Genomic DNA, 19,670 nt, shown 5'->3' on the forward strand with positions numbered 1-19,670 from the left:
ACGGGGGCGCCTCACTCAAAGCGATAGGCGCTGTGGCAGGCCACGCAGTTGTCCTGGAGCTCGGTCAGCTGCCGCTGGGTGTGGGCCGGATCGGCCACCTCGCGGGCGTCGCGGGCGATCTCCTGAAAGGCCTCGTGCTGGTGGTGCATCATGCCCTGATACGCCTCCGGCGTGGCCGCCTCCATCCGCTCCGGGCGGCCGGAACGCCCCATCCCGGCCCCGCCCTGGCCGCCCCCGCCCCCGCCCTGGCCCGCCTCGCCGCGGCCTTCACCGTCCGCCCCGGCGCCCCGCGCCGGTACCTCGGCATCCGCCAGGTCATCCTCCCGGTAACGATGTGGCACCGCGGTCAGGGCGTGGCTGCGCGCGGCCTCCATATCCGGCTCGAGCGTGGCGCGCAGGATCTCGTTGCTCACCTCCAGGTACAGGCGCATGCGCTCCAGGCAGTGCGTCCGGTCCTCCTCGGTCAGCTCGATGGCCCTGCGGTCGTCGGCCGCCAATCCGCCGATGGCCATCATCAGACCCACGGCGGTGGCCGCTGCAAGCGTGCGCCGGGACAGTCGGTTGCGCATGGTATCGCAGCCCTCCTCAGAAGCTAGCCCGCAGGCCAAGCCGGGCGTAGCGACCCGGATCGGCGTAGAGCGAGGTATCGTTGCTGGTATCGAAGACGTTGTCGATGCCGGCGTAGAGGCGGACCTGCTCCCAGGCAGGCGGCCGGTAATGGCCCTGCAGATCCACTTGGGTGAAGGCCTCCTGCGCCTGCTGGTCATCCGGGTCGATCTCATCGACATGGGAGCCGGTGTACTGCACCCGCGCCCGCCAGCCGAAGCGCTCCCCGTGCTCGCCGGCCAGGGCCGCCCGGGCGCTCCACTCCGGGGCGTAGGGCAGCTCGTGTCGCTCGCCACGCTCGATGGCGTCGAGCCAGGTCACCCCCAGATCCACCCGCAGCCCGGCTGGCAGGGCCAGCTCGAGGCTGCCCTCGCTGCCGCCAATCCGTGCCTCGTCGTCAAGGTTGTAGAAACTGACATAGGGCTCGCCCCGCCGTTCACGGGTGATGCGATCCTCGATGATAGTGTGGAAGACCGCCAGGTCGTAGCGGCTCTCGCGCACCGGGCCCAAGGCCCCGAGACTGCCGCTGAGACCGATCTCAACACTCTCGCTGCGCTCTGGATCGAGGTTGTGGGGGGCTTTCTCCGACGTCTCAACGGCGGCACCGAGCTGACGCCTCCCAGAGGGCTGCGCCGTGTCGGCGTAAAGATCACGCGCTGCAGGCACACTGTACCCTTGGGCGTAATTGAGCCGCAGCCGCGCCGCCGGCGCGAAGGCATAGACAATGCCGCCTTCGACCGCCGTATTGTCGGCGTCATCCAGGCTGCTGTCGTCGTAACGGGCGCCGTAGACCAGATCCAGCCGGTCGGTAACCGCCCACTCGTGCTGCGCGAAGGCGGCGGCATCCCAGCGGGTTTCGCTGTCGCTGACCAGCTGGTGGTCCTCGTACTCGTGGTCGCGGTGCTCGGCACCGAGTTGCACGGTGTGCGCCGGCCCCGGCGTCCAGCTGGCGATCAGTTCCTGGCGCCAGTCCGTGAGTGTCACGTCCCGGTCGCGCTCCTTGGGCCGCTCCCCCGCCGAATAGCCCAGCGTCGTCCACGGCTCGCTGGTGACGATCCGCTCCTTCTCGTAGACGCTACGGTAGCTGCGGAAGAAGAGGTTGAGCGTCCCGGTGGCCTGCCAGTCCGCCGCCGCGGTGAGCCCCAGGCGCTGGTTGTCATCGAGCCAGCGGGCGGGGATGTTCGCCACCGCGCCGTCATTCCCATCATCAACCTGCGTCGGTCCGGTGTTGATGTAATCGCGCTCCCGCTCTTCGTGCAGGTAATCGGCCTGCAGGGTAACCTGCAGGTCATCGGTGAAGAAGTGCTCCAGCGTACCGGCCAGGGTGTAGACGTCGGCTTCGTCCCGGCGGTCTTCGTCGATGGTATAGCGTTCTTGGACGTCGTAATCCGCAAACTTGTCGGGCTTAATGCCCCGTCGCCCCTCTGGCAGCACCGTGGCGGTCTCGCTGTACGCCGCCCGGGATGTAGCCTGGGCGTCGACCCGGAAGCGGGTGTCGAGACCGCCGCCGTGCAGACCGAGGGCGGCCTTGTAACGATCCGCCTCGGCATCCTCCGTGCGGGCACCGGCCTGCACGTCGATGTCCCCATGGAGACCGGGTTCCGGCTTGCGGGTGATGACATTGATCACGCCCCCGAGGGCGTCGGCGCCGTAGAGCACGCTGCCCGGCCCCTTGACGATCTCGATGCGCTCGATGCTCCCCGTGGGGATGCGGTTGAGCTCGTAGCGCCGGCTGGGCTCGCCGAGGACCCGACGGCCATCGATGAGGATCACGTTGTCCTCGCGCCGCGCCCCGCGGATGCTTGCCTGGGTGCCGTCGGGGCTGACGAACAGGCTCGACTCGCGGCGCAGGACCTCACCGAGATCCGCGCCGCCGCTGCGCTCGATCTGCTCACGGTCGATGACTTCCACACTGCTCGGACTCCGCTCCCGCGCCCGCTCGCTGCGGGTGCCCGTGGTGACGGTCACCTCGGGCAGAACCTTGGCGTGGGCCGGATCGACGCCGCCGCTTGCCGGCGCCTGCTCAGAGCCGGCCATCGCCCATCCAGAGCTGACAGCCAAGCCGAAGATCCCCAATAGGATCAGGGAACGGCCCGGTTTCCAGGTGGTCATATCGATGCCCTCTCTCGGATGCCTGCAGGATACGGGCGTAATCTAAATGAGAACGCTTCGCATTGCTATTGATGCAGCGCAATCACCGGGCCGGAAGAGGGCAGTGCGCCTTTCTGCCGCACATGGCAGGCCCCAGCGTCGGCCCAACTAGGCGGCCGGATCGAACGGCCCAGGCGAGCCGCTCAAAGGCATCGGGCTGATTCCGGCATGGAGCGACGGCGGAGCCACAGGGCTCCGCCGCCGATGGGCTGGTTGCATGGTGGTGGTGACGCCAGCTCAGGCCGTGGCGGCCGCCTGCTGCGCGTCCAGCTGCGGGGTGTCGCCGGTAAGTCGCAGGTCGTAGCGCTCGGCCAGGGCCCGGAACAGGTTGTCGCTGAGGAAGGCCGGCGGGTTGGGCCCGAGGGTGATCCCCCGCACGTCGAGGCTGAGCAGTGTCAGCAGCACCGCCACCGCCTTTTGCTCGAACCAGCTGATAACCAGGGTCAGCGGCAGGTCGTTGACGTTGCAATCGAGCGCCCGGGCCAGGCCCAGAGCCACCTGGATGGCGCCGTAGGCGTCGTTGCACTGGCCCATGTCGAGCAGCCGCGGGAAGCCCAGGTGGGTACCGAACGACTGGTCGCGGATGCGGAATTTGCCGCAGCCGAGGGTCAGCACGAAGCTGTCCGCCGGGGTGGCCGCCGCATAGTCGTTGAAGTAATTCCGGCTGCGGTGGGCGCCATCGCAGCCGCCGATCAGGTAGAACTGGCTGATCTGACCGTTCTGGTAGGCCTCGAGCAGCGTGCCGGCGTTCTCCAGCAGGACGGTGTGGTGGAAACCGACGGTGGATTCGCCCGTGATCGCCTCGTCACAGGGCGCGCAGCGACGCGCCGCCTCGATCACCGGGGTGAAGTCGCCGTCGGTGATGCGCTGGCCGCCGCTGACCGCCGTGCTGCGCGTGGTGAACAGTCGCTCCGCATACCGCTCGGCGGGCGGCATGACACAGTTGGTGGTAACCAGGATGGCCCCGGGGAACGCCTTGAACTCGCGCTTCTGCTCCTGCCAGGCCCCGCCGTAGTGACCGGCCAGGTTGGGGTGCTGGTGGAGCGTCGGGTACATGTGCGCCGGCAGCATCTCGCCGTGGGTGTAAACCTGGATGTCGGTCCCCTCCACCTGCTGGAGCAGATGGTAGAGGTCGAGCAGGTCGTGGCCGCTGACCAGGATCCCCGGACCCGCCCGGGTACCCTCGGGTACGGTGGCCGGCTGCGGCTGACCGAAGGTCTCGACATGGGCGGCGTCGAGCATCTCCATGACCCGCAGGTTCATCTGCCCGCAGCGCAGGCAGAGCTCGAGCAGCGATTCGAGATCGAAGTTGACGTTGGTCATGGTGGCGAACAGCGCCTCCTCCATGAAGGCTGCCACCTCCGGGTCGTGACGGCCGAGCCGGCGGGCGTGGTGGGCGTATGCGGCCATCCCCTTGAGGCCGTAGAGCAGCAGCTGCTGCGCCGAGTGGCAGTCCTCATCCTTGCCACAGACGCCGGGGGAGACATTGCACGCCTCCTGACGGCGGACTTGCTCGCACTGATCGCAGAACATGGGCACCCCCTCACTTAACGATGTATTTTTGGTACACCGAATAGTGCCCAGTCGGCTGCCCTCGGTCAAGGGACCGGGGCCCGGCGGTGGCCGGCAGCGATGGCGAGCGGCCGCGGGCGGTGGATCAGCCCCCGGCGAAGGTGGCCGGGGTCTCGTTGAGGGGCAGGCGCCCCAGCTGTTGCGCCGTGCCGGGGTCGGCAAGCAACTGTTCGAGGGTGAAACCGTCCAGGTACTCGATGAATTGGTCCCGGGCGCCGTTGAGGACCCGTTTGAGCGAGCAGTGCCCACACAGGGGGCAGGGACCGCGGTCGCAGTGGATGAGCTCCAGGCTGTCCTCCATCAGGCGCACCACCTCGCCGACGCGGATCTCCGCCGGCTCGCGGGCGAGCTGCAATCCGCCCGACCGGCCCTGGGTGGTGTGCAGGTAGCCGTGGCGGGACAGCCGATGGACCACCTTGCGCAGATGCTCCTGAGAGATCCCGTAGGCGCCGGCGATCTCGCGCATGGTCACGCGCCGCGCGCCCTGGGCGCCGGCGTAGAGGAGCACGCGCAGGGCATAGTCGGTGTAGTAGGTCAGCTCCATGGCGATGGGTCCTTGATCGAACCCACCCAGTATACCTATACCGCCATCGCCCCGCGTTCGCCGTGCCGGGCGCGCACCCTCAGAAGCGTGCCAGGACCGCCTGCGCCTGCTGCCAGTCGGCGCCGTCCGGGGCGGTGGCCACCGAGACGCCGGCGTCGTGGTCCCGCACCAGATAGAGCACGCCGTCGAGCACGGCAACGAGGACCTCGTGCTCGGTCTCGGCCCGCACGATCTCCTCGAACCACCGCTTGCGGGCCGGCCACGCCAGCTGGGGGTCCACCAGCACGACCTTGCGTGCAGCCACCAGTCCTTGGTGGTTACGCTGCAGCCGCTCCCGGGTCTCCATCAGCAGGGCGGCGACCGCCCCGCGGGGATCGAGCGGCGTGGCCTGGCGCGCCTCGTCGAGCCGACACTGGACATGCTCAGCGAAATCGATCAGCCGGACCACCGCCGCCCGCTCGGCGGCGAGCGCCCCGGGCGAGGCGTTGAGCGCCAGGATCATCTGCATGCTCTGGAACTGCGCCTCGCTGGTCAGGCAGGTGCACAGGGTATCGAGTTCTCGCGGGGTCCGGATCGCCGACATGGCAGGGTTGCTCCGTGTGGGTGACTGCTCCAGTGCAGGTTCCCTTGCTTGAGCAGGTTCCGTGCCAATGCGCTGCAGGCGTTGCCCGGCGGGCGCTCCGCGCCGCAATGCCCGGCCCTTGAGCTGGATTTGTAAGATTTCCAGACAGACGGCTGAGCCGCGGCCTGGCACGCCCCCCCCGCCGCCCGGCACGGATGAAGACGCGAGCGGCCATTCGTCGGTTTTTTTGACACCCGCTCGGGCAGCCCGCGGAATGCGGTCGCCGCGGCGGACGCGCCTGACAGCGTGCGCGCGCTGGGCTACATTGCAGGCTGGGAACCATGATGCGGGAGGTCGCAGGTGAACACGCCCCGGCTTTGCCACGATGTGGTGGTCGTCGGCGGTGGCATGGTGGGCGCCGCCGTGGCCGCCGACTTCGCCGGCCGCGGCTGGCGGGTGGGACTGATCGAGACCACCGGCCCCAAGCCCGTCGACGCCGGCACCCCCTACCGCCTCCGGGTCTCGGCACTGAACCTCGGCTCGGAGCACTACCTCGATGAGCTCGGGGCCTGGCACGCAATCCGCACCACCCGCGCCTGCCCCTACCGGCGGCTGCAGATCTGGGACGATGACAGCCCGGCCCGGCTGACCTTCACCGCCGGGGAGCTCGGCCCCGACACCGATCACCTCGGGCACATCGTGGAGAACGACCTGGTCCAGGACGCGCTCTGGTCGGTGCTCGAGCACGCCGGCACGGTCCACCGGTACTGCCCGAACGAGACCAGCCGCCTGGAGCCGGCCCCCTTCGGCGCCACGGTGCGCCTCGATGACGGCCGCCGGGTCCACGGCAACCTGGTCATCGCCGCCGACGGTGCGCAGTCACGGCTGCGCCAGTCGGCGGGGATCCCGGTGACGGTCCGCGACTATCGCCAGCACGCAGTCGTCGCCGAGGTGACCACCCGGCCGGGACAGCAGGACATCACCTGGCAGCGTTTCCTGCCCGAGGGACCGCAAGCCTTCCTGCCACTGCTCGGCTCGCGGGCTTCGCTGGTGTGGTACACCACCCCGGACCGGGCTCGGCAACTCGCCGAGCTGGCGCCGGAGCAGCTGGGCCAGAGCATCGAGGCGGCCTTCCCGGCCGAACTCGGCGGGATCGAGTCGGTGGTGCAGCGGGCCAACTTCCCGATCCGGGCGCAGCACGCCCACTGCTACCAGGCGCCGGGCCTGGTCCTGATCGGGGATGCCGCGCACACCATCCACCCGCTGGCCGGCCAAGGCGTCAACCTGGGGCTGCGGGACGCCCGGGCATTGGCCCGCCACGTGTCGGCAGCGGTCGAGGCGGGCTACGCACCGGACGACCCGCGGGTGCTCAGCGCCTACGCCCGCGAGCGACGCCAGGACAACCAACTGATGCAGTCGGCGATGACGGCCATCCACGGGCTCTTCGGCGCCCCGTGCCGGCGCCTGGCCTCTCTGCGCCGCTTTGGGCTGCGCCTGGCCGACCACGCCGGGCCGGCCAAGCGCCTCGCCCTGCGCTACGCCAGCCACGGGCGGTGGGCCGGCTGACGCGGCGCCGGGCGGCTACTCGGAGCCGCTGACCCGCCGCAGGCGGATGCCCAGCTCGCGCAGCTGCGCCTCGCCCACCTCGGCCGGCGCCTCGGTGAGCATGCAGGTGGCGGTCTGGGTCTTGGGGAAGGCCATGACCTCACGGATCGAGTCGGCGCCGGCCATGAGCATGACCAGCCGGTCCATGCCGAAAGCGATCCCGCCGTGGGGCGGGCAGCCGTACTGCAGGGCGTCGAGCAGGAAGCCGAACTTGGAACGGGCCTCTTCCTCGCCGATACCCAGAAGCCCAAAGACCGCTTGCTGCATCTGCGGGTCGTGGATACGGATCGAGCCGCCGCCGAGCTCGACGCCGTTGAGCACGCAGTCGTAGGCCCGCGAGACCAGCGCCTCGGCGTCCTGTTGCTGCAGCTCGGCCGGGTCCTGGACACACGGTGCGGTGAACGGGTGGTGCAGGGAGTAGAGACGCCCGTCTTTCTCGTCGTACTCGAACATCGGGAAATCGACCACCCACAGCGGGCGCCAGGCGTCCTCGACCAGTTCCATGTCGTGGCCAATACGCACCCGCAGCGCGCCGAGGGCGTCGTTGACGACGCTGGCCCGGTCGGCGCCGAAGAAGACCACATCGCCCGCCTGGGCGCCGGTGCGCTCGAGGATACCCTGTACGGCGTCCTCGGTGAGGAACTTGACGATGGGCGACTGCAGCCCCTCCACGCCCTGGCCCGGGTCGTTGACCTTGATGTAGGCCAGCCCCTTGGCGCCGTAACGGCCGACGAACTCGGTGTAGTCGTCGATCTGCTTGCGGGTCAGCGCCCCCCCGCCGGGTACGCGCAGGGCCGCCACGCGGCCACGCGGATCCTGCGCCGGCGCCGAGAAGACCTTGAAGTCCACGTCGCGGACCAGGTCGGCCACCTCGATCAGTTCGAGCGGGATGCGCAGATCCGGCTTGTCGGAACCGAAGCGGTCCATGGCCTCGGCGTAGCGCATGCGCGGGAAGGGATCGGGCAGCTCGACGCCGAGGACCTGGCGGAAGAGCTGGCGGAGCATCCGCTCGGTGACCCCCATGACGGCCTCTTCGTCGACGAAGGCGGCCTCCATGTCGAGCTGGGTGAACTCCGGCTGGCGGTCGGCGCGCAGGTCCTCGTCACGGAAGCAGCGCACGATCTGGTAGTAGCGGTCGAAGCCGGCCATCATCAGCAGCTGCTTGAACAGCTGCGGCGACTGCGGCAGCGCGAAGAAGCGGCCGGTGTGGGTGCGGCTGGGCACCAAGTAGTCGCGCGCGCCCTCGGGGGTGGCCCGCGTCAGCATCGGCGTCTCGATGTCGAGAAAGCCCTCGTCCTCCAGGTGGCGACGGATCACCGAACTCACCCGGGCGCGCAGCTGCAGTCGCTGCTGCATCTCGGGACGGCGCAGATCCACGTAGCGGTGGCGCAGGCGCACGTCCTCGCCCACCTGCTCGTGCTCGTCGAGCTGGAACGGCGGGGTCTTGGCGGTGTTGAGCACCTCCACCGCCTGGCCCAGGACCTCGACCCGGCCGGAGTGCAGGTCCGGGTTCTCGGTGCCCTCCGGGCGGTGCCGGACGCGGCCGGTGATGCGCAGGACGTACTCGTTGCGAGCGCGGTCGGCGGCAGCGAACGCCGCCTCGGTGTCGGGATCGACCACCACCTGCACCAGGCCGGCCCGATCGCGCAGATCGATGAAGATGATGCCGCCGTGGTCCCGCCGCCGGTGCACCCAGCCGCAGAGCGTGACTTCAGTGTCCAGGTGGGTTTCGCAGATCTCGCCGCAGTAGTGACTACGCATGGTTTTTTCCGGATTGGTGGTCGGGCCAAAGGGGGGCAATGGTAAGCACGCCCCCCGGGGGGTGCAAGCAAACGGGTCGCAACGCGGCGGGACGCTCAGCCCTCCTTGAGGTCGAGCCCGATGAGCACCTTTTCTCGTTCGGAGAGGTCGCCGACCACCCGGCGCACGGGGGGCGGCAGCTTCTTGATGACCACCGGAGTGGCCAGGATGCGCTCGTCCTCGGCCAGCTGGGGGCGCTCGAGGATATCGATCACTTCCAGGTCACAGGAGGCGTCGTCGCCGTAGGCCTCCCGGATGATGCGTTCAAGGTTGCGGATGGCTCGTTCCGCCGCCGGCGTCCGCCCGGCGATGTAGAGCCGCAGGACCAGCTCGCTCACGACGCTCCCCCCGTCTCGGCACCATTGGCCACGTGCACGCCGTCTCCGGACAGGTAGTACTCCAGAACCCGGTCCGAGGTCGGCAGACCGCGCGCCTTAACGACATTCAGCAGCCTGCACAACCTGCCGTCACGCTCGTCGCGGCGCAATTTGATCCAGACGTCGATAATGGAGGAGACATCCATGTTGCTGACGCCATCACTGTAGTCGGGCAGCAGTTCCGTAGCCAGGACGGTCACACCCTCGCGCTTGAGCATGTAGAACAGGCGCAGCAGCATCTCCTTGCCCTGGCGGTCGTCGTGGGGATCGCCCAGCGCGCTGGCCGGGTCGAGGACCACCACGCCCGGGGTCTGCCCCTGCACTGAGCGCATCACCCGCAGCAGGTGTTCCTCCCAGCCCAGTTCCACCGCCAGCAGCGGCTCCAGCACCAGCCGGCCGCTATCGATGCACGACGCCAGATCCAGGCCCACACTGCGCTGATTGCGCAGCAGCTCCTCGGTGGCCTCCTCGAAGCTGAGGTAGAGCACGGAGTCGCCGGCCCGGCACGCGGCAGCGGCGAAGGCTGCGGCGAAGCTCGTCTTGCCGGTGCCCGACTGCCCCGAGACCATCACCGCCGAGCCGCGGTACGGGCCGCCGCCCCCGAGCATGGCGTCGAGGCCCTCGACGCCAGTGGTGTGCCGCTCCGAGGAGGGCCGGGCCTCGAGCCGCGTACCGGTGATCGGGGACAGGAACACCCCTTCGTGATCGAGGAGGAAGGGGAACTCGTTGGTGCCGTGTCCGCCACCGCGGCGCTTGAGGATGCGCAGCAGGCGGGTCATGCGCCGGTAGCGCACCTCCTGGCGCAGGAGGATGACGCAGTCGGCAATGTAATCCTCCAGCCCGAAGCGCTCGCTGAAGCCGGAGTGTTCGCCGGAGGTGATCAGGGTGGTGGCGTCGCGCTCGCGGATCCAGTCGAACACCCGGGTCAATTCCGCGCGCAGGCTGTTGCCCGGGGCGAAGCTCTCGTCCATGCCGTCGATGGCGTCCACCACCAGCCGCCGTGCGCCGAGGGCGTCCAGGGCGTAGCCGATGCGCGCGAGCAGCGCCGTCAGCTCGACCTCACCGCCGGAGACCAGCTCGGAGCGATCGGGGCGCATGTCGAGGATGCGCCCCCGCCCCGCCGCCAGGTGCTCGTCCAGCGGGAAGCCGAGCGCGTGGGCGTGGCGCGTAAGGGCTTCCGGCGACTCGTCGAAGGTGGCCAGCACCGATGGCTCGCCCTGCTCCAGCCCGTGGCAGAAGAAGGTCAGCGCAATCGCCGTCTTGCCGGCCCCCGGGCCGCCGCGCAGCAACGTCGGCTGCCCCTCGGGTAGCCCGCCGTCGAGGATGAAGTCCAGACCCTGAATGCCAGTGGCCGCGGTCTGCGCCCCGCGCCGGGCGGCGCTGCTGCGCCGGGCGCGTTCGCTCGCGGAGGTGCTGCCTTGTGCCATGCCTTGCTCCGAGGTGGGCTGCCCGTCTGGCAGCGTGCCAAAAAGCGCCGACGGGGTCCAAGGCCGGCGCCGCGGCGTTTCAGCTGGAAGCAGAACCGGAGGAGCCAGCCGCCGCAGCCCCCGACTGCCCACCGCCACTGCCTGCGGAGGTGCCCGCCGATGACGCCGACTTGTCGCCGCTCTTGTCACTGCTCTTGTCGCTGCCGCCCTTGTCGGCGCCATTGCCGCCCCCCTCGGCGACGTTCTTGCGTTGGCCCGACTTGAAGTCGGTCTCGTACCAACCGCCGCCTTTCAGGCGGAACGCCGCCGCCGAGACCAGCCGCTTGAGCGACGCCTGGCCGCACTCGGGACAGTCGGTCAGCGGGCCGTCCGATACGGACTGGATGGCCTCGAGACGGTGGCCGCAGCCACAGCACTCATACTCGTAAATCGGCATCGATCCTCTCCCTCCTGGTCAACCACCCAAGCCGTGACGGCTTTTGAATGGGGACTGCCACGGCTGAAAACAAGGCCCGCCCGCTCAGCGGCAGAAGGGCCAGAACTGATACCACCGCCAGCACTGCAGCTCGTCCTCGCACTCGGCCAGCTGCTGCTCGTAGCGCCGGGCCCGGGACTCAACATTGCGGGCGACGCGCTGCAGGGTCGGCTTCTGGCGGTACGTGCCCCGCCGGTACCCGCCGTGCCCCTCGTGATAGGCCAGATACAGCCGCCTCGGGTCGTCCAGATCGACCCCGACCCGCTCCCGGGTGCGCTGGTTGTACCAGCCGATGAAATCCAGCGCGTCGCGCATCCGGGTCCGGTGGGCGTCCCAGTGAGCGGCATCCTCCCGATATTCGCCCCAGACCGGATCCTGCGCCTGGGCGTAGCCGTAGGCGGAACTCGGCCGGCGCCAGGGGATGATCCCGAGCAGCCGGCGCCGCGGCGGGCGGGCGTCGGCGATGAACGACGACTCCTGATGGACGAAGGCCATCTGGATGGGGATCGGCGTCCCCCAGCGCTCCTCGGAGCGCCGGGCGTGATCATACCACTCGGGGTTCTCCTCGAAGATGACGCAAATGTCGTCGATGTCCGATGGCTGCGGGCGATGGGCGCATCCGACCAGCACCACCAGCAGCACCGCAACCCCAAGGATCCGCAGGATTCGCCCTGGCGTCATGCCCGCCTCACGCGACCGGTGCTCAAAGAGGCGACAGGATACCCGATGTGGAGATCGGCGGGCGCAGGCTTTAGCCTGTCGGGCCATGAACGACGACCACACCGATCACCGCCCCGCGCTGCTGATCACCGGCTGTTCCAGCGGCATCGGCGAGACCGCTGCAGCGCACATGGCCCGGCGCGGCTGGCGGGTCTTCCCCAGCGCCCGCCGCAGCGAGGACGTGGCCCGCCTGCGCAAGGCCGGCTGGGAGGACGCCCTGGTGCTGGACCTGGCCGACAGCGCTTCCATCGAGGGCGCGGTGGAGCAGGTCGCCGAGCGCACCGGCGGGTGCATCGACGCCCTGTTCAATAACGGGGCCTATGGTCAGCCCGGCGCGGTGGAAGATCTCTCCCGGGCGACGCTGCGCGAGCAGCTAGAGACCAACCTGCTCGGCACCCACGAACTGACCACGCGGGTGCTGCCGTACATGCGCCGCCAGGGCCACGGGCGCATCGTGCAAAACAGCTCGGTACTCGGTTTCATCGCCCTGCCCTACCGCGGCGCCTACGTCTGCTCCAAGTTCGCCCTCGAGGGGCTCACCGACGCCCTGCGCCAAGAACTGCGCGGCAGCGGCATCCACGTGAGCCTGATCCAGCCCGGGCCCATCGCCAGCCGTTTTCGCGACAACGCCCACCGCGCCTTCCAGGCCCGGATCGATCCACAGAACAGCGCCCACGCTGCCACCTATCGTGCGGTGGAGCAGCGCCTGGCCGGCGCCGGGGCCTCGACGCCCTTCACGCTCGAAGCCGAGGCGGTGGCCACCAAGCTGGTCCACGCCCTGGAGCACCCGCGCCCGAAGGCCCGCTACCACGTCACCGTTCCCACCCACCTCTTCGCCGCCCTCAAGCGCCTGCTGCCCACGCGCTGGCTGGACCGGCTCCTGCTGGCGGCCACGGCCTCGGAGCGCCGCATCCGCTAGCCCGGCTCAGACCACCTCGCCCTCGACCACCGGCTCGCCGCGCTCGAAGCGGAACGCGCCGTCTTGCACATCGACCCGGATGCGATCGCCCTGCCCGAAGTTGCCCTCGAGCATCTCCCGGGCCAGCGGGTTCTCGACCTCGTGCTGCAGGACCCGCTTGAGCGGGCGGGCGCCGTAGACCGGGTCGAAGCCCGCTTCGCCGATGCGGTCCAGGGCCGCTTCGCTGAGTTCGAGCGCCATGTCTCGCTCGGCCAGCCGCTCGCTGAGGTAGCGGACCTGGATGCTGGTGATGGCGCGGATCTGCTCCCGCGACAGCGGCCGGAAGACCACCACCTCGTCGATACGGTTGATGAACTCGGGACGGAAGTGGGTCCCGACGATGTCCATCACCGAGCTCTTCATCCGCTGGTAGTCCTCTTCCTCCTCCCCGGCCATGCTCTGGATGATCTCCGAGCCGAGGTTCGAGGTCATCACGATGACCGTGTTGCGGAAATCCACGGTGCGGCCGTGGCTGTCGGTCAACCGACCGTCATCGAGGACCTGCAGCAGGACGTTGAAGACGTCACCGTGGGCCTTCTCGACCTCGTCGAGGAGGATCACCGAGTACGGCTTGCGACGCACGTGCTCGGTGAGATAACCGCCCTCTTCGTAGCCGACGTACCCCGGCGGCGCACCGATCAGCCGCGCCACGGAGTGCTTCTCCATGAACTCGGACATGTCGATGCGCAGCATGGCCTCTTCCGTGTCGAACAGGAACTCGGCGAGCGCCTTGCACAGCTCGGTCTTGCCCACGCCGGTGGGGCCCAGGAAGAGGAACGAGCCATTGGGGCGGTTCGGGTCCGACAGCCCGGCCCGGGAGCGGCGGATGGCGTTGGCCACCGCGGCGATGGCCTCATCCTGGCCGACCACCCGCTCGTGCAGGGCCTGCTCCATGCGCAGGAGCTTGTCCCGCTCGCCCTCGAGCATCTTCGAGACCGGGATGCCGGTCCACTTGGAGACCACCTCGGCGACCTCCTCGTCGCTGACCCGGTTGCGCAGCAGCTTCATGTCGTACATGTCCGCCTGCGAGGCCATGTCCAGCTGGCGCTCCAGCTCGGGGATGCGGCCGTACTGCAGCTCGGACATGCGCTGCAGGTCGCCGGCGCGACGGGCGGTCTCCACCTCCTGGCGGGCGCGCTCAAGCTCCTCCTTGATCGACTGCGTGCCCTCGACCGCGGCCTTCTCGGAGTTCCAGATCTCCTCGAGGTTCCCGTACTCCTGCTCCAGCTCGTTGATCTCGTCCTCGAGGGTCGCCAGGCGCTTTCTGGAGGCGTCGTCCTCCTCGTTGCGCAGCGCCTCGCGCTCGATCTTGAGCTGGATCAGCCGGCGCTCGAGGCGATCCATCGACTCCGGCTTGGAGTCGATCTCCATGCGGATCCGCGACGCCGCCTCATCGACCAGGTCGATGGCCTTGTCCGGCAGGTTGCGATCCGTGATGTAGCGGTGCGAGAGCGTCGCCGCCGAGACGATGGCCGGGTCCGTGATCTCGACACCGTGGTGGACCTCGTAGCGCTCCTTGAGCCCGCGCAGGATGGCCACCGTGTCCTCGACGCTCGGCTCATCCACCTGGACCGTCTGGAAGCGGCGCTCCAGGGCGGCGTCCTTCTCGATGTTCTCGCGGTATTCGTTGAGGGTGGTGGCACCGATGCAGTGCAGCTCGCCCCGGGCGAGCGCCGGCTTGAGCATATTGCCGGCGTCCATGGCGCCTTCGGCCTTGCCGGCGCCGACGATGGTGTGGAGCTCGTCGATGAACAGGATGATCTGCCCCTCCTGCTGACCGAGCTCCTTGAGCAGCGCCTTGAGCCGCTCCTCGAAGTCGCCGCGGTACTTGGCCCCGGCGAGCAGTGCACCGAGGTCGAGCGATAGGACCCGCTTGTTCTTGAGCCCCTCGGGCACCTCGGCGTTGACGATGCGCTGGGCCAAGCCCTCGACGATGGCGGTCTTGCCGGTGCCCGGCTCACCGATGAGCACCGGGTTGTTCTTGGTCCGGCGCTGGAGGACCTGCACCGTGCGCCGGATCTCGTCGTCGCGGCCGATGACCGGGTCGAGCTTGCCCTGCTCGGCGCGCTCGGTCAGGTCGATGGTGTACTTCTCCAGCGCCTGGCGCTGGTCCTCGGCGTTGGGATCATCCACCGCCTGGCCGCCGCGCACCTGCTCGATGGCCTGCTCAAGGGGCTCCCGCGCGGCACCGGCCTGCTCGAGGATCTTCGCCAGCCGGCTCTTGCCATCCTCGAGCACGGCGAGCACGAAGAGCTCGCTGGAGAGGTACTGGTCCTTGCGCTTCTGTGCGAGCTTGTCGGTGAGATTGAGCAGCCGCCCCAGCTCGTTGGACAGGTGCACCTCGCCGCCGGTGCCGGAGACCTGCGGCATCTGCTCGAGGGCCTCGCCGAGTTGCGAGCGCAGCTTGTTCAGGTTGACGCCGGCCTGCTGGAGCAGCGGACGCACGCCGCCGCCCTCCTGATCGAGCATGGCCAGCATCAGATGGACCGGTTCGATGAACTGGTGGTCGCGCCCCACCGCCAGGCTCTGCGCCTCGGCGATGGCCATCTGGAATTTGGTGGTCAGCTTGTCCATCCGCATGTCTCTACCCCCTTGGCCGCATCACGGGCCGACAATCCGCTCCACCGCGCTGCGGCGGTGGCTGGTTTCTTGTCAGGATAGATGGGGCAGCGGCGACGGGTTTTCAATCCGGCGCGGGCAGGCCGGCGACACGGTTGCGGCCCTGGCGCTTGGCCTCGTAGAGGGCCAGATCGGCGGATTTCAGGACCTCCTCGACGGAGCCGCCGTCGAGCACGGCCACGCCGACGCTGGCGCTGAGGGCCACGGTCTCGCCCTCGTAGACCAGCTCCAGGGTCTCGATGCCATTGCGGATACGCTCGGCCAGGGTCCAGGCACCGGGACCATCGATCCCCACGGTGACAATGAAGAACTCCTCGCCGCCGGAGCGGATGAGCACGTCGGCGCGGCGGACGGTCTCGCGCAGCTGCGCAGCCACCCGCTGGAGCACCGTATCGCCGCCGAAGTGGCCGAGGCGGTCGTTGATCGCCTTGAAGTGATCCAGATCGACCACCAGCGCCGCCAGCGGCTGCCGCGTCCGCCGCGCTGTCTCGCCGAGCTGATCGGCGATCTCGTCGAGGTAGAGCCGATTGTGCAACCCGGTCAGCGGGTCGCGCCGGGCCCCTTCGCGGGCCTCGCGCAGCAGCTCCATCAGGTCCACGTTCTGGTTGACGCGGACGCTGAGCTCCTCCTCCAGGAAGGGGCGGGTCAGGAAGTCGTCGGCCCCGGCCTTGAGCAGCCGCGCGGAGAGCAGCCCCGAGCCGTGACTGGAGACACCGATGATCCCCAGCCGCGGGGCCGCGTGCCGGCGGCGCAGCTCGCGGATCAGGGTGATGCCGTCCATGCCCGGCATGTTCTGGTCGCAGAGCACCAGGCGGATGGTGGCGTCCTCATCCGAGGTGATCCGTTCCAGCGCCTCTTGGCCATTGCCGGACTGGTAGCAGCGGAACCCCCAGCGGCTGAGCAGGTGCACCAGGTACTCGCGGGCCGAGCGGGAGTCGTCGACCACCAGCACGCCGATGGACCGGTTGCGGTGGATGCGCTGCAGGGTACGCAGCACCGAGTCCACCGCGTCCGGGGCATCCTTGAGGATGTAGTCGCACACCCCGGCCCCCACCAGCTGATCGCGCAGGTCGTCCTCGATGGTGGCGGTCAGAACCACGGAGGGGATGTCGCGCTCCACCAGGTCCCCGACCACCTCGCCGCGCGGAGCATCCGGCAGGTCGAGATCGAGCACGGCGGCGACGATCCGTTCACCGTCATGCTCCAGCAGCTGCCGCGCGGCGGCGCGGCTGCCGGCGACCAGCGCCTTCAGCCCCAGGGCGTCCTCGATGCGCCCGGCCAACCAGCCGGCCACGGAGCGACTGTCCTCCACCACCAGGATGCGGCCGGCGGCGTACTGCTCCTCGGACATGCTCACGGCTCCTCTCGGTAGATCAGGCTTGCCATCCGGCCGGTGGATCCGTCCCGGCGATGGGAGAAAAAACGCGCCCGATCCGTGTGCGTGCACCAGCCGCCACCGTGGACCGATGTCACCCCGGCCTGCCGCAGGCGACTCCGAGCCAGGCTGTAGAGGTCAGCGTACCAGCGATCACCGGCCGCGGGGGTGAGCCCCTCGGCCGCAGCGGGATCCCGTGCGCGCAGCGCCTCGGCCACCTCCGGCCCTACCTCGAAGGCGTCGGGCCCGATGGCCGGCCCCAGCCAGGCGTGGAGTTCGCCGGCCGGCACCGGCAGCGCCGCCACCACGGCCTCGAGGATGCCCGCGGCGAGGCCCCGCCAGCCGGCGTGGGCGGCGGCCACCGCCCGCCCGTCCCCGGCGGCGAGGAGCACCGGCAGGCAGTCGGCGGTGAGCACGGCGCAAACCACGCCGGCGCGATCGGTCCAGGCCGCGTCGGCACGTGCGCCGGGGGCGACCCGGTGCGCGGCGACCACCTCGGTGCCGTGGACCTGCTCCAGCCACACGGGCTCGGCGGGCAGACCGGCGCGGGTGCGCAGCAGATGCCGATTGGCGGCCACGGCGGACGGGTCATCCCCGGTATGCTCGGCCAGATTGAGGCTGTCGCGCGGCGCGGCGCTGCAGCCGCCGCAGCGCAGCGTGCTCAGGGCCCGCACACCCTCCGGCGCCGGCCACCGGGGCGTGAAGAACAGGCCACCGTCCACCTCATCCATGGCGCAGGGCCTCCAGCAGGTGGTGCCAGTCCTCCGGCGGCGGCGCCTCCCAGTGCATGGTCTCGCCGGTGCGCGGGTGCTCGAGGCGCAGATGGCGGGCGTGCAGGGCCTGGCGGCGGAAGCCGTCGAGGACGGCGCGCAGGGTGTCGCTCGCGCCCCGCGGGTAAACCGGCCGACGGCCGTAGACGGGATCACCCACCAGCGGCAGCCGGACGTGCGCCAGGTGCACGCGGATCTGGTGGGTGCGGCCGGTCTCCAGTTCCACGTCGAGCAGGGTGTGGGCGCTGAAGCGCTCCGCGACCCGGTAATGGGTCACCGCCGGGCGACCGGTGGCCACCACGGCCATGCGTTTGCGGTCCCGGGGGTGGCGGGCGATGGGGGCGTCCACCCGCCCGCCGGCGGTGGGGCGGCCGACCACCACGGCCTGGTAGCCGCGCCCCACCGTACGCGCCTGCAGCTGCGCGACCAGGGCATGGTGGGCGGCGTAGGTCCGCGCCACCACGAGCAGCCCCGAGGTCTCCTTGTCCAGCCGGTGCACGATGCCGGCCCGTGGCAGGGCTTCGAGCCCCGGATCGTGGTGGAGCAGCGCGTTGACCAGGGTGCCGCCCGGATTGCCGGCCCCCGGATGAACCACCAGCCCCGCCGGCTTGTCCACGACCAGCAGATCCCCGTCCTCGTAGAGCAGCCGCAGCGGGATGGGCTCCGGGGCCAGCGGGGTCTCCGGCTCGGGCTCGGCATCGACGTGGATTCGCTCGCCGGCGTAAACCGGATCGCGGGGACGGCGCACGGCGCCGTCGACGGTGATCCAGCCGGCCTTCACCCACTGCTGCAGGCGGCTGCGTGAATAATCGGGAAACAGGGCCGCCAGGGCCCGATCCAGACGCTGCCCGGCCAGTTCCTCGGGGACGTCGGCTTGGTGACGGGGTCGTTCCATACGTATAGTACGAGCCTTTGCTATCGCTACAATGACGGGCCTGCATCAGGCCGCGGAGTCACGGAAATCATGCACCGCATCCAGCGCTGGGCCACGATCGCCCTGGTGGCACTCTTTCTGGCCGGCTGTGCCGGCACCGACCCCGACGGGGCCGCCGAGCGCAGCGTCGAGGAACTCTACGCCGACGCCCGCAGCAGCTTGAGTTCCGGGAACTACTCACAGGCCGTGGAGCGCTTCGAGAACCTGGTGGCGCGCTACCCCTTCGGCGATCACGCGGTTCAGTCCCAGCTGATGATCATCTACGCCCACTACCTGGCTGGCCAGCACGAGTCGGCGATCGCCGCCGCGGAACGCTTCCAGCGCATGCATCCGCGCAATGAGCACGTCGCCTATGCACTTTACATGAGCGGCGTGGCACGGCAGGCCCAGGGGCCCGGCGGCCTCGGCGATCTGTTCAATGTCGACCCGAACTTGCGCGACCCCGAGCCCAAGCGCCGCGCCTTCGCCGACTTCCGCGACCTGACCGAGCAATACCCGGACAGCGAGTATATCGACGACGCCACCGAGCGCATGGAGCAGATCCGCACGGCGCTGGCCGAGCATGAACTCCACGTCGGGCGGTTCTACCTGGAGCGGGGCGCCTACATCGCCGCCGCCAACCGGGCGCGGACGATCATCGCCCGCTACCCCGGCACGCCGGCCGTGGGCGAGGCCATGGGGATGCTCGCCGAGGCCTACCGCAGCCTTGGCCTCGACCCCCTGGACGAGGACGTGGAGCGGGAACGGCGCGAGCGCCACGAGGTTCCCGCCCCGGAGTTCGGCGGGCGGTAGGCCGCACAGCGGCCCCCGCCCGGGGAACTAGATGGCGTTCTCGTCCTCTTCGCCGGTGCGGATGCGGATGACCCGCTCGACGTTGGTGACGAAGATCTTGCCATCACCGATCTTGCCGGTCTGGGCCGCCTGGGTAATAGCCTCGACGCAGCGGTCGACATCGGCATCCGCCACGACGACCTCGAGACGCATCTTGGGCAGGAAGTCGACCACGTACTCGGCGCCCCGATACAGCTCGGTGTGCCCCTTCTGACGGCCGAACCCCTTGACCTCGGTGACGGTCATGCCCGTGATCCCGATGTCCGAGAGGGCCTCCCGGACGTCGTCGAGCTTGAAGGGTTTGATGATCGCCTCGACTTTCTTCATGGGAGCAGCTCCTTGGG

Annotated in this window: 18 protein-coding genes; 3 read left to right on the forward strand and 15 right to left on the reverse strand. The window is 69.6% G+C overall.

All coding sequences use genetic code 11. The features are described from left to right. Nucleotides 1–11 precede the first annotated feature (11 nt). The 5 genes from LRG10_RS08155 to LRG10_RS08175 form a co-directional block, all read right to left on the reverse strand. Nucleotides 12–569, reverse strand: a complete 558-nt coding sequence (locus tag LRG10_RS08155) for a hypothetical protein (protein ID WP_238635112.1) — start codon at nucleotides 567–569, stop codon at nucleotides 12–14. A 16-nt stretch (nucleotides 570–585) separates the two neighbouring features. Further along, on the reverse strand, nucleotides 586–2,718 hold the full coding sequence (locus LRG10_RS08160) for a TonB-dependent siderophore receptor (RefSeq protein WP_238635113.1): 2,133 nt from the start codon (nucleotides 2,716–2,718) through the stop codon (nucleotides 586–588). A 276-nt stretch (nucleotides 2,719–2,994) separates the two neighbouring features. Next, a complete protein-coding gene (gene hcp / locus LRG10_RS08165) occupies nucleotides 2,995–4,290 on the reverse strand; it encodes a hydroxylamine reductase (protein WP_201173012.1) in 1,296 nt (431 codons plus the stop codon). A gap of 124 nt (nucleotides 4,291–4,414) precedes the next feature. Next, nucleotides 4,415–4,873, reverse strand: coding sequence for an Rrf2 family transcriptional regulator (locus LRG10_RS08170; protein WP_238635114.1), 459 nt, complete (start codon nucleotides 4,871–4,873; stop codon nucleotides 4,415–4,417). 79 nt (nucleotides 4,874–4,952) lie between these two features. After that, on the reverse strand, nucleotides 4,953–5,456 hold the full coding sequence (locus LRG10_RS08175) for a hypothetical protein (protein WP_201173018.1): 504 nt from the start codon (nucleotides 5,454–5,456) through the stop codon (nucleotides 4,953–4,955). A gap of 339 nt (nucleotides 5,457–5,795) precedes the next feature. Here LRG10_RS08175 and LRG10_RS08180 point away from each other — a divergent pair, with 339 nt between their 5' ends. Continuing rightward, nucleotides 5,796–7,001, forward strand: a complete 1,206-nt coding sequence (locus LRG10_RS08180; RefSeq protein ID WP_238635115.1) for a UbiH/UbiF/VisC/COQ6 family ubiquinone biosynthesis hydroxylase — start codon at nucleotides 5,796–5,798, stop codon at nucleotides 6,999–7,001. A gap of 15 nt (nucleotides 7,002–7,016) precedes the next feature. Here LRG10_RS08180 and aspS read toward each other — a convergent pair whose 3' ends face one another. The 5 genes from aspS to LRG10_RS08205 form a co-directional block, all read right to left on the reverse strand. After that, nucleotides 7,017–8,801: an aspartate--tRNA ligase gene (aspS, locus tag LRG10_RS08185; protein ID WP_201173024.1), complete on the reverse strand. Its 1,785-nt coding sequence runs from the start codon at nucleotides 8,799–8,801 to the stop codon at nucleotides 7,017–7,019. Between the two features lie 95 nt (nucleotides 8,802–8,896). Beyond that, the gene (locus tag LRG10_RS08190; RefSeq protein WP_201173032.1) at nucleotides 8,897–9,178 is read right to left on the reverse strand and encodes a circadian clock KaiB family protein; all 282 of its coding nucleotides are present in this window, start codon (nucleotides 9,176–9,178) and stop codon (nucleotides 8,897–8,899) included. After that, nucleotides 9,175–10,644 carry a circadian clock protein KaiC gene (kaiC, locus tag LRG10_RS08195; RefSeq protein WP_201241700.1) on the reverse strand — a complete coding sequence of 490 codons (1,470 nt, stop codon included), beginning with the start codon at nucleotides 10,642–10,644 and terminating at the stop codon, nucleotides 9,175–9,177. The genes LRG10_RS08190 and kaiC overlap by 4 nt, the downstream gene beginning before the upstream one ends. Before the next feature lie 79 nt (nucleotides 10,645–10,723). Next, on the reverse strand, nucleotides 10,724–11,080 hold the full coding sequence (locus LRG10_RS08200; RefSeq protein ID WP_201173038.1) for an FmdB family zinc ribbon protein: 357 nt from the start codon (nucleotides 11,078–11,080) through the stop codon (nucleotides 10,724–10,726). Nucleotides 11,081–11,164: 84 nt separating this feature from the next. Further along, nucleotides 11,165–11,800, reverse strand: a complete 636-nt coding sequence (locus LRG10_RS08205; protein ID WP_201173040.1) for a hypothetical protein — start codon at nucleotides 11,798–11,800, stop codon at nucleotides 11,165–11,167. An 85-nt stretch (nucleotides 11,801–11,885) separates the two neighbouring features. Between LRG10_RS08205 and LRG10_RS08210 the strand changes: the two genes are divergently transcribed. Next, entirely contained in the window at nucleotides 11,886–12,758 is an 873-nt protein-coding gene (locus tag LRG10_RS08210) for an SDR family NAD(P)-dependent oxidoreductase (protein ID WP_238635116.1), read from the forward strand. A gap of 6 nt (nucleotides 12,759–12,764) precedes the next feature. Here the strand turns inward: LRG10_RS08210 and clpB are convergent, their stop codons facing one another. The 4 genes from clpB to rluD all read right to left on the reverse strand — a co-directional run bounded on the left by clpB (nucleotide 12,765) and on the right by rluD (nucleotide 18,456). Then, a complete protein-coding gene (gene clpB / locus LRG10_RS08215) occupies nucleotides 12,765–15,377 on the reverse strand; it encodes an ATP-dependent chaperone ClpB (RefSeq protein WP_238635117.1) in 2,613 nt (870 codons plus the stop codon). A gap of 103 nt (nucleotides 15,378–15,480) precedes the next feature. Beyond that, on the reverse strand, nucleotides 15,481–16,767 hold the full coding sequence (locus tag LRG10_RS08220; protein WP_201173061.1) for a diguanylate cyclase: 1,287 nt from the start codon (nucleotides 16,765–16,767) through the stop codon (nucleotides 15,481–15,483). A 2-nt stretch (nucleotides 16,768–16,769) separates the two neighbouring features. After that, nucleotides 16,770–17,522, reverse strand: a complete 753-nt coding sequence (gene pgeF / locus LRG10_RS08225) for a peptidoglycan editing factor PgeF (protein WP_201241697.1) — start codon at nucleotides 17,520–17,522, stop codon at nucleotides 16,770–16,772. After that, nucleotides 17,515–18,456, reverse strand: a complete 942-nt coding sequence (gene rluD / locus LRG10_RS08230; RefSeq protein ID WP_201173067.1) for a 23S rRNA pseudouridine(1911/1915/1917) synthase RluD — start codon at nucleotides 18,454–18,456, stop codon at nucleotides 17,515–17,517. Before rluD ends, pgeF begins: the two co-directional genes overlap by 8 nt. A gap of 69 nt (nucleotides 18,457–18,525) precedes the next feature. On the opposite strand from rluD, the gene LRG10_RS08235 reads away from it, so the two are divergent. Continuing rightward, nucleotides 18,526–19,287 (forward strand): outer membrane protein assembly factor BamD, encoded by a 762-nt coding sequence (locus LRG10_RS08235; RefSeq protein WP_201173069.1) that lies wholly within the window; start codon nucleotides 18,526–18,528, stop codon nucleotides 19,285–19,287. Between the two features lie 27 nt (nucleotides 19,288–19,314). Here LRG10_RS08235 and glnB read toward each other — a convergent pair whose 3' ends face one another. Continuing rightward, complete coding sequence (gene glnB / locus LRG10_RS08240) at nucleotides 19,315–19,653, reverse strand: nitrogen regulatory protein P-II (RefSeq protein WP_201173081.1); 339 nt, start codon at nucleotides 19,651–19,653, stop codon at nucleotides 19,315–19,317. Nucleotides 19,654–19,670: the final 17 nt, after the last annotated feature.

The sequence above is a fragment of the Halorhodospira sp. 9628 genome (assembly GCF_022228075.1).
GTDB classification, from domain to species: domain Bacteria; phylum Pseudomonadota; class Gammaproteobacteria; order Nitrococcales; family Halorhodospiraceae; genus Halorhodospira; species Halorhodospira halophila_A.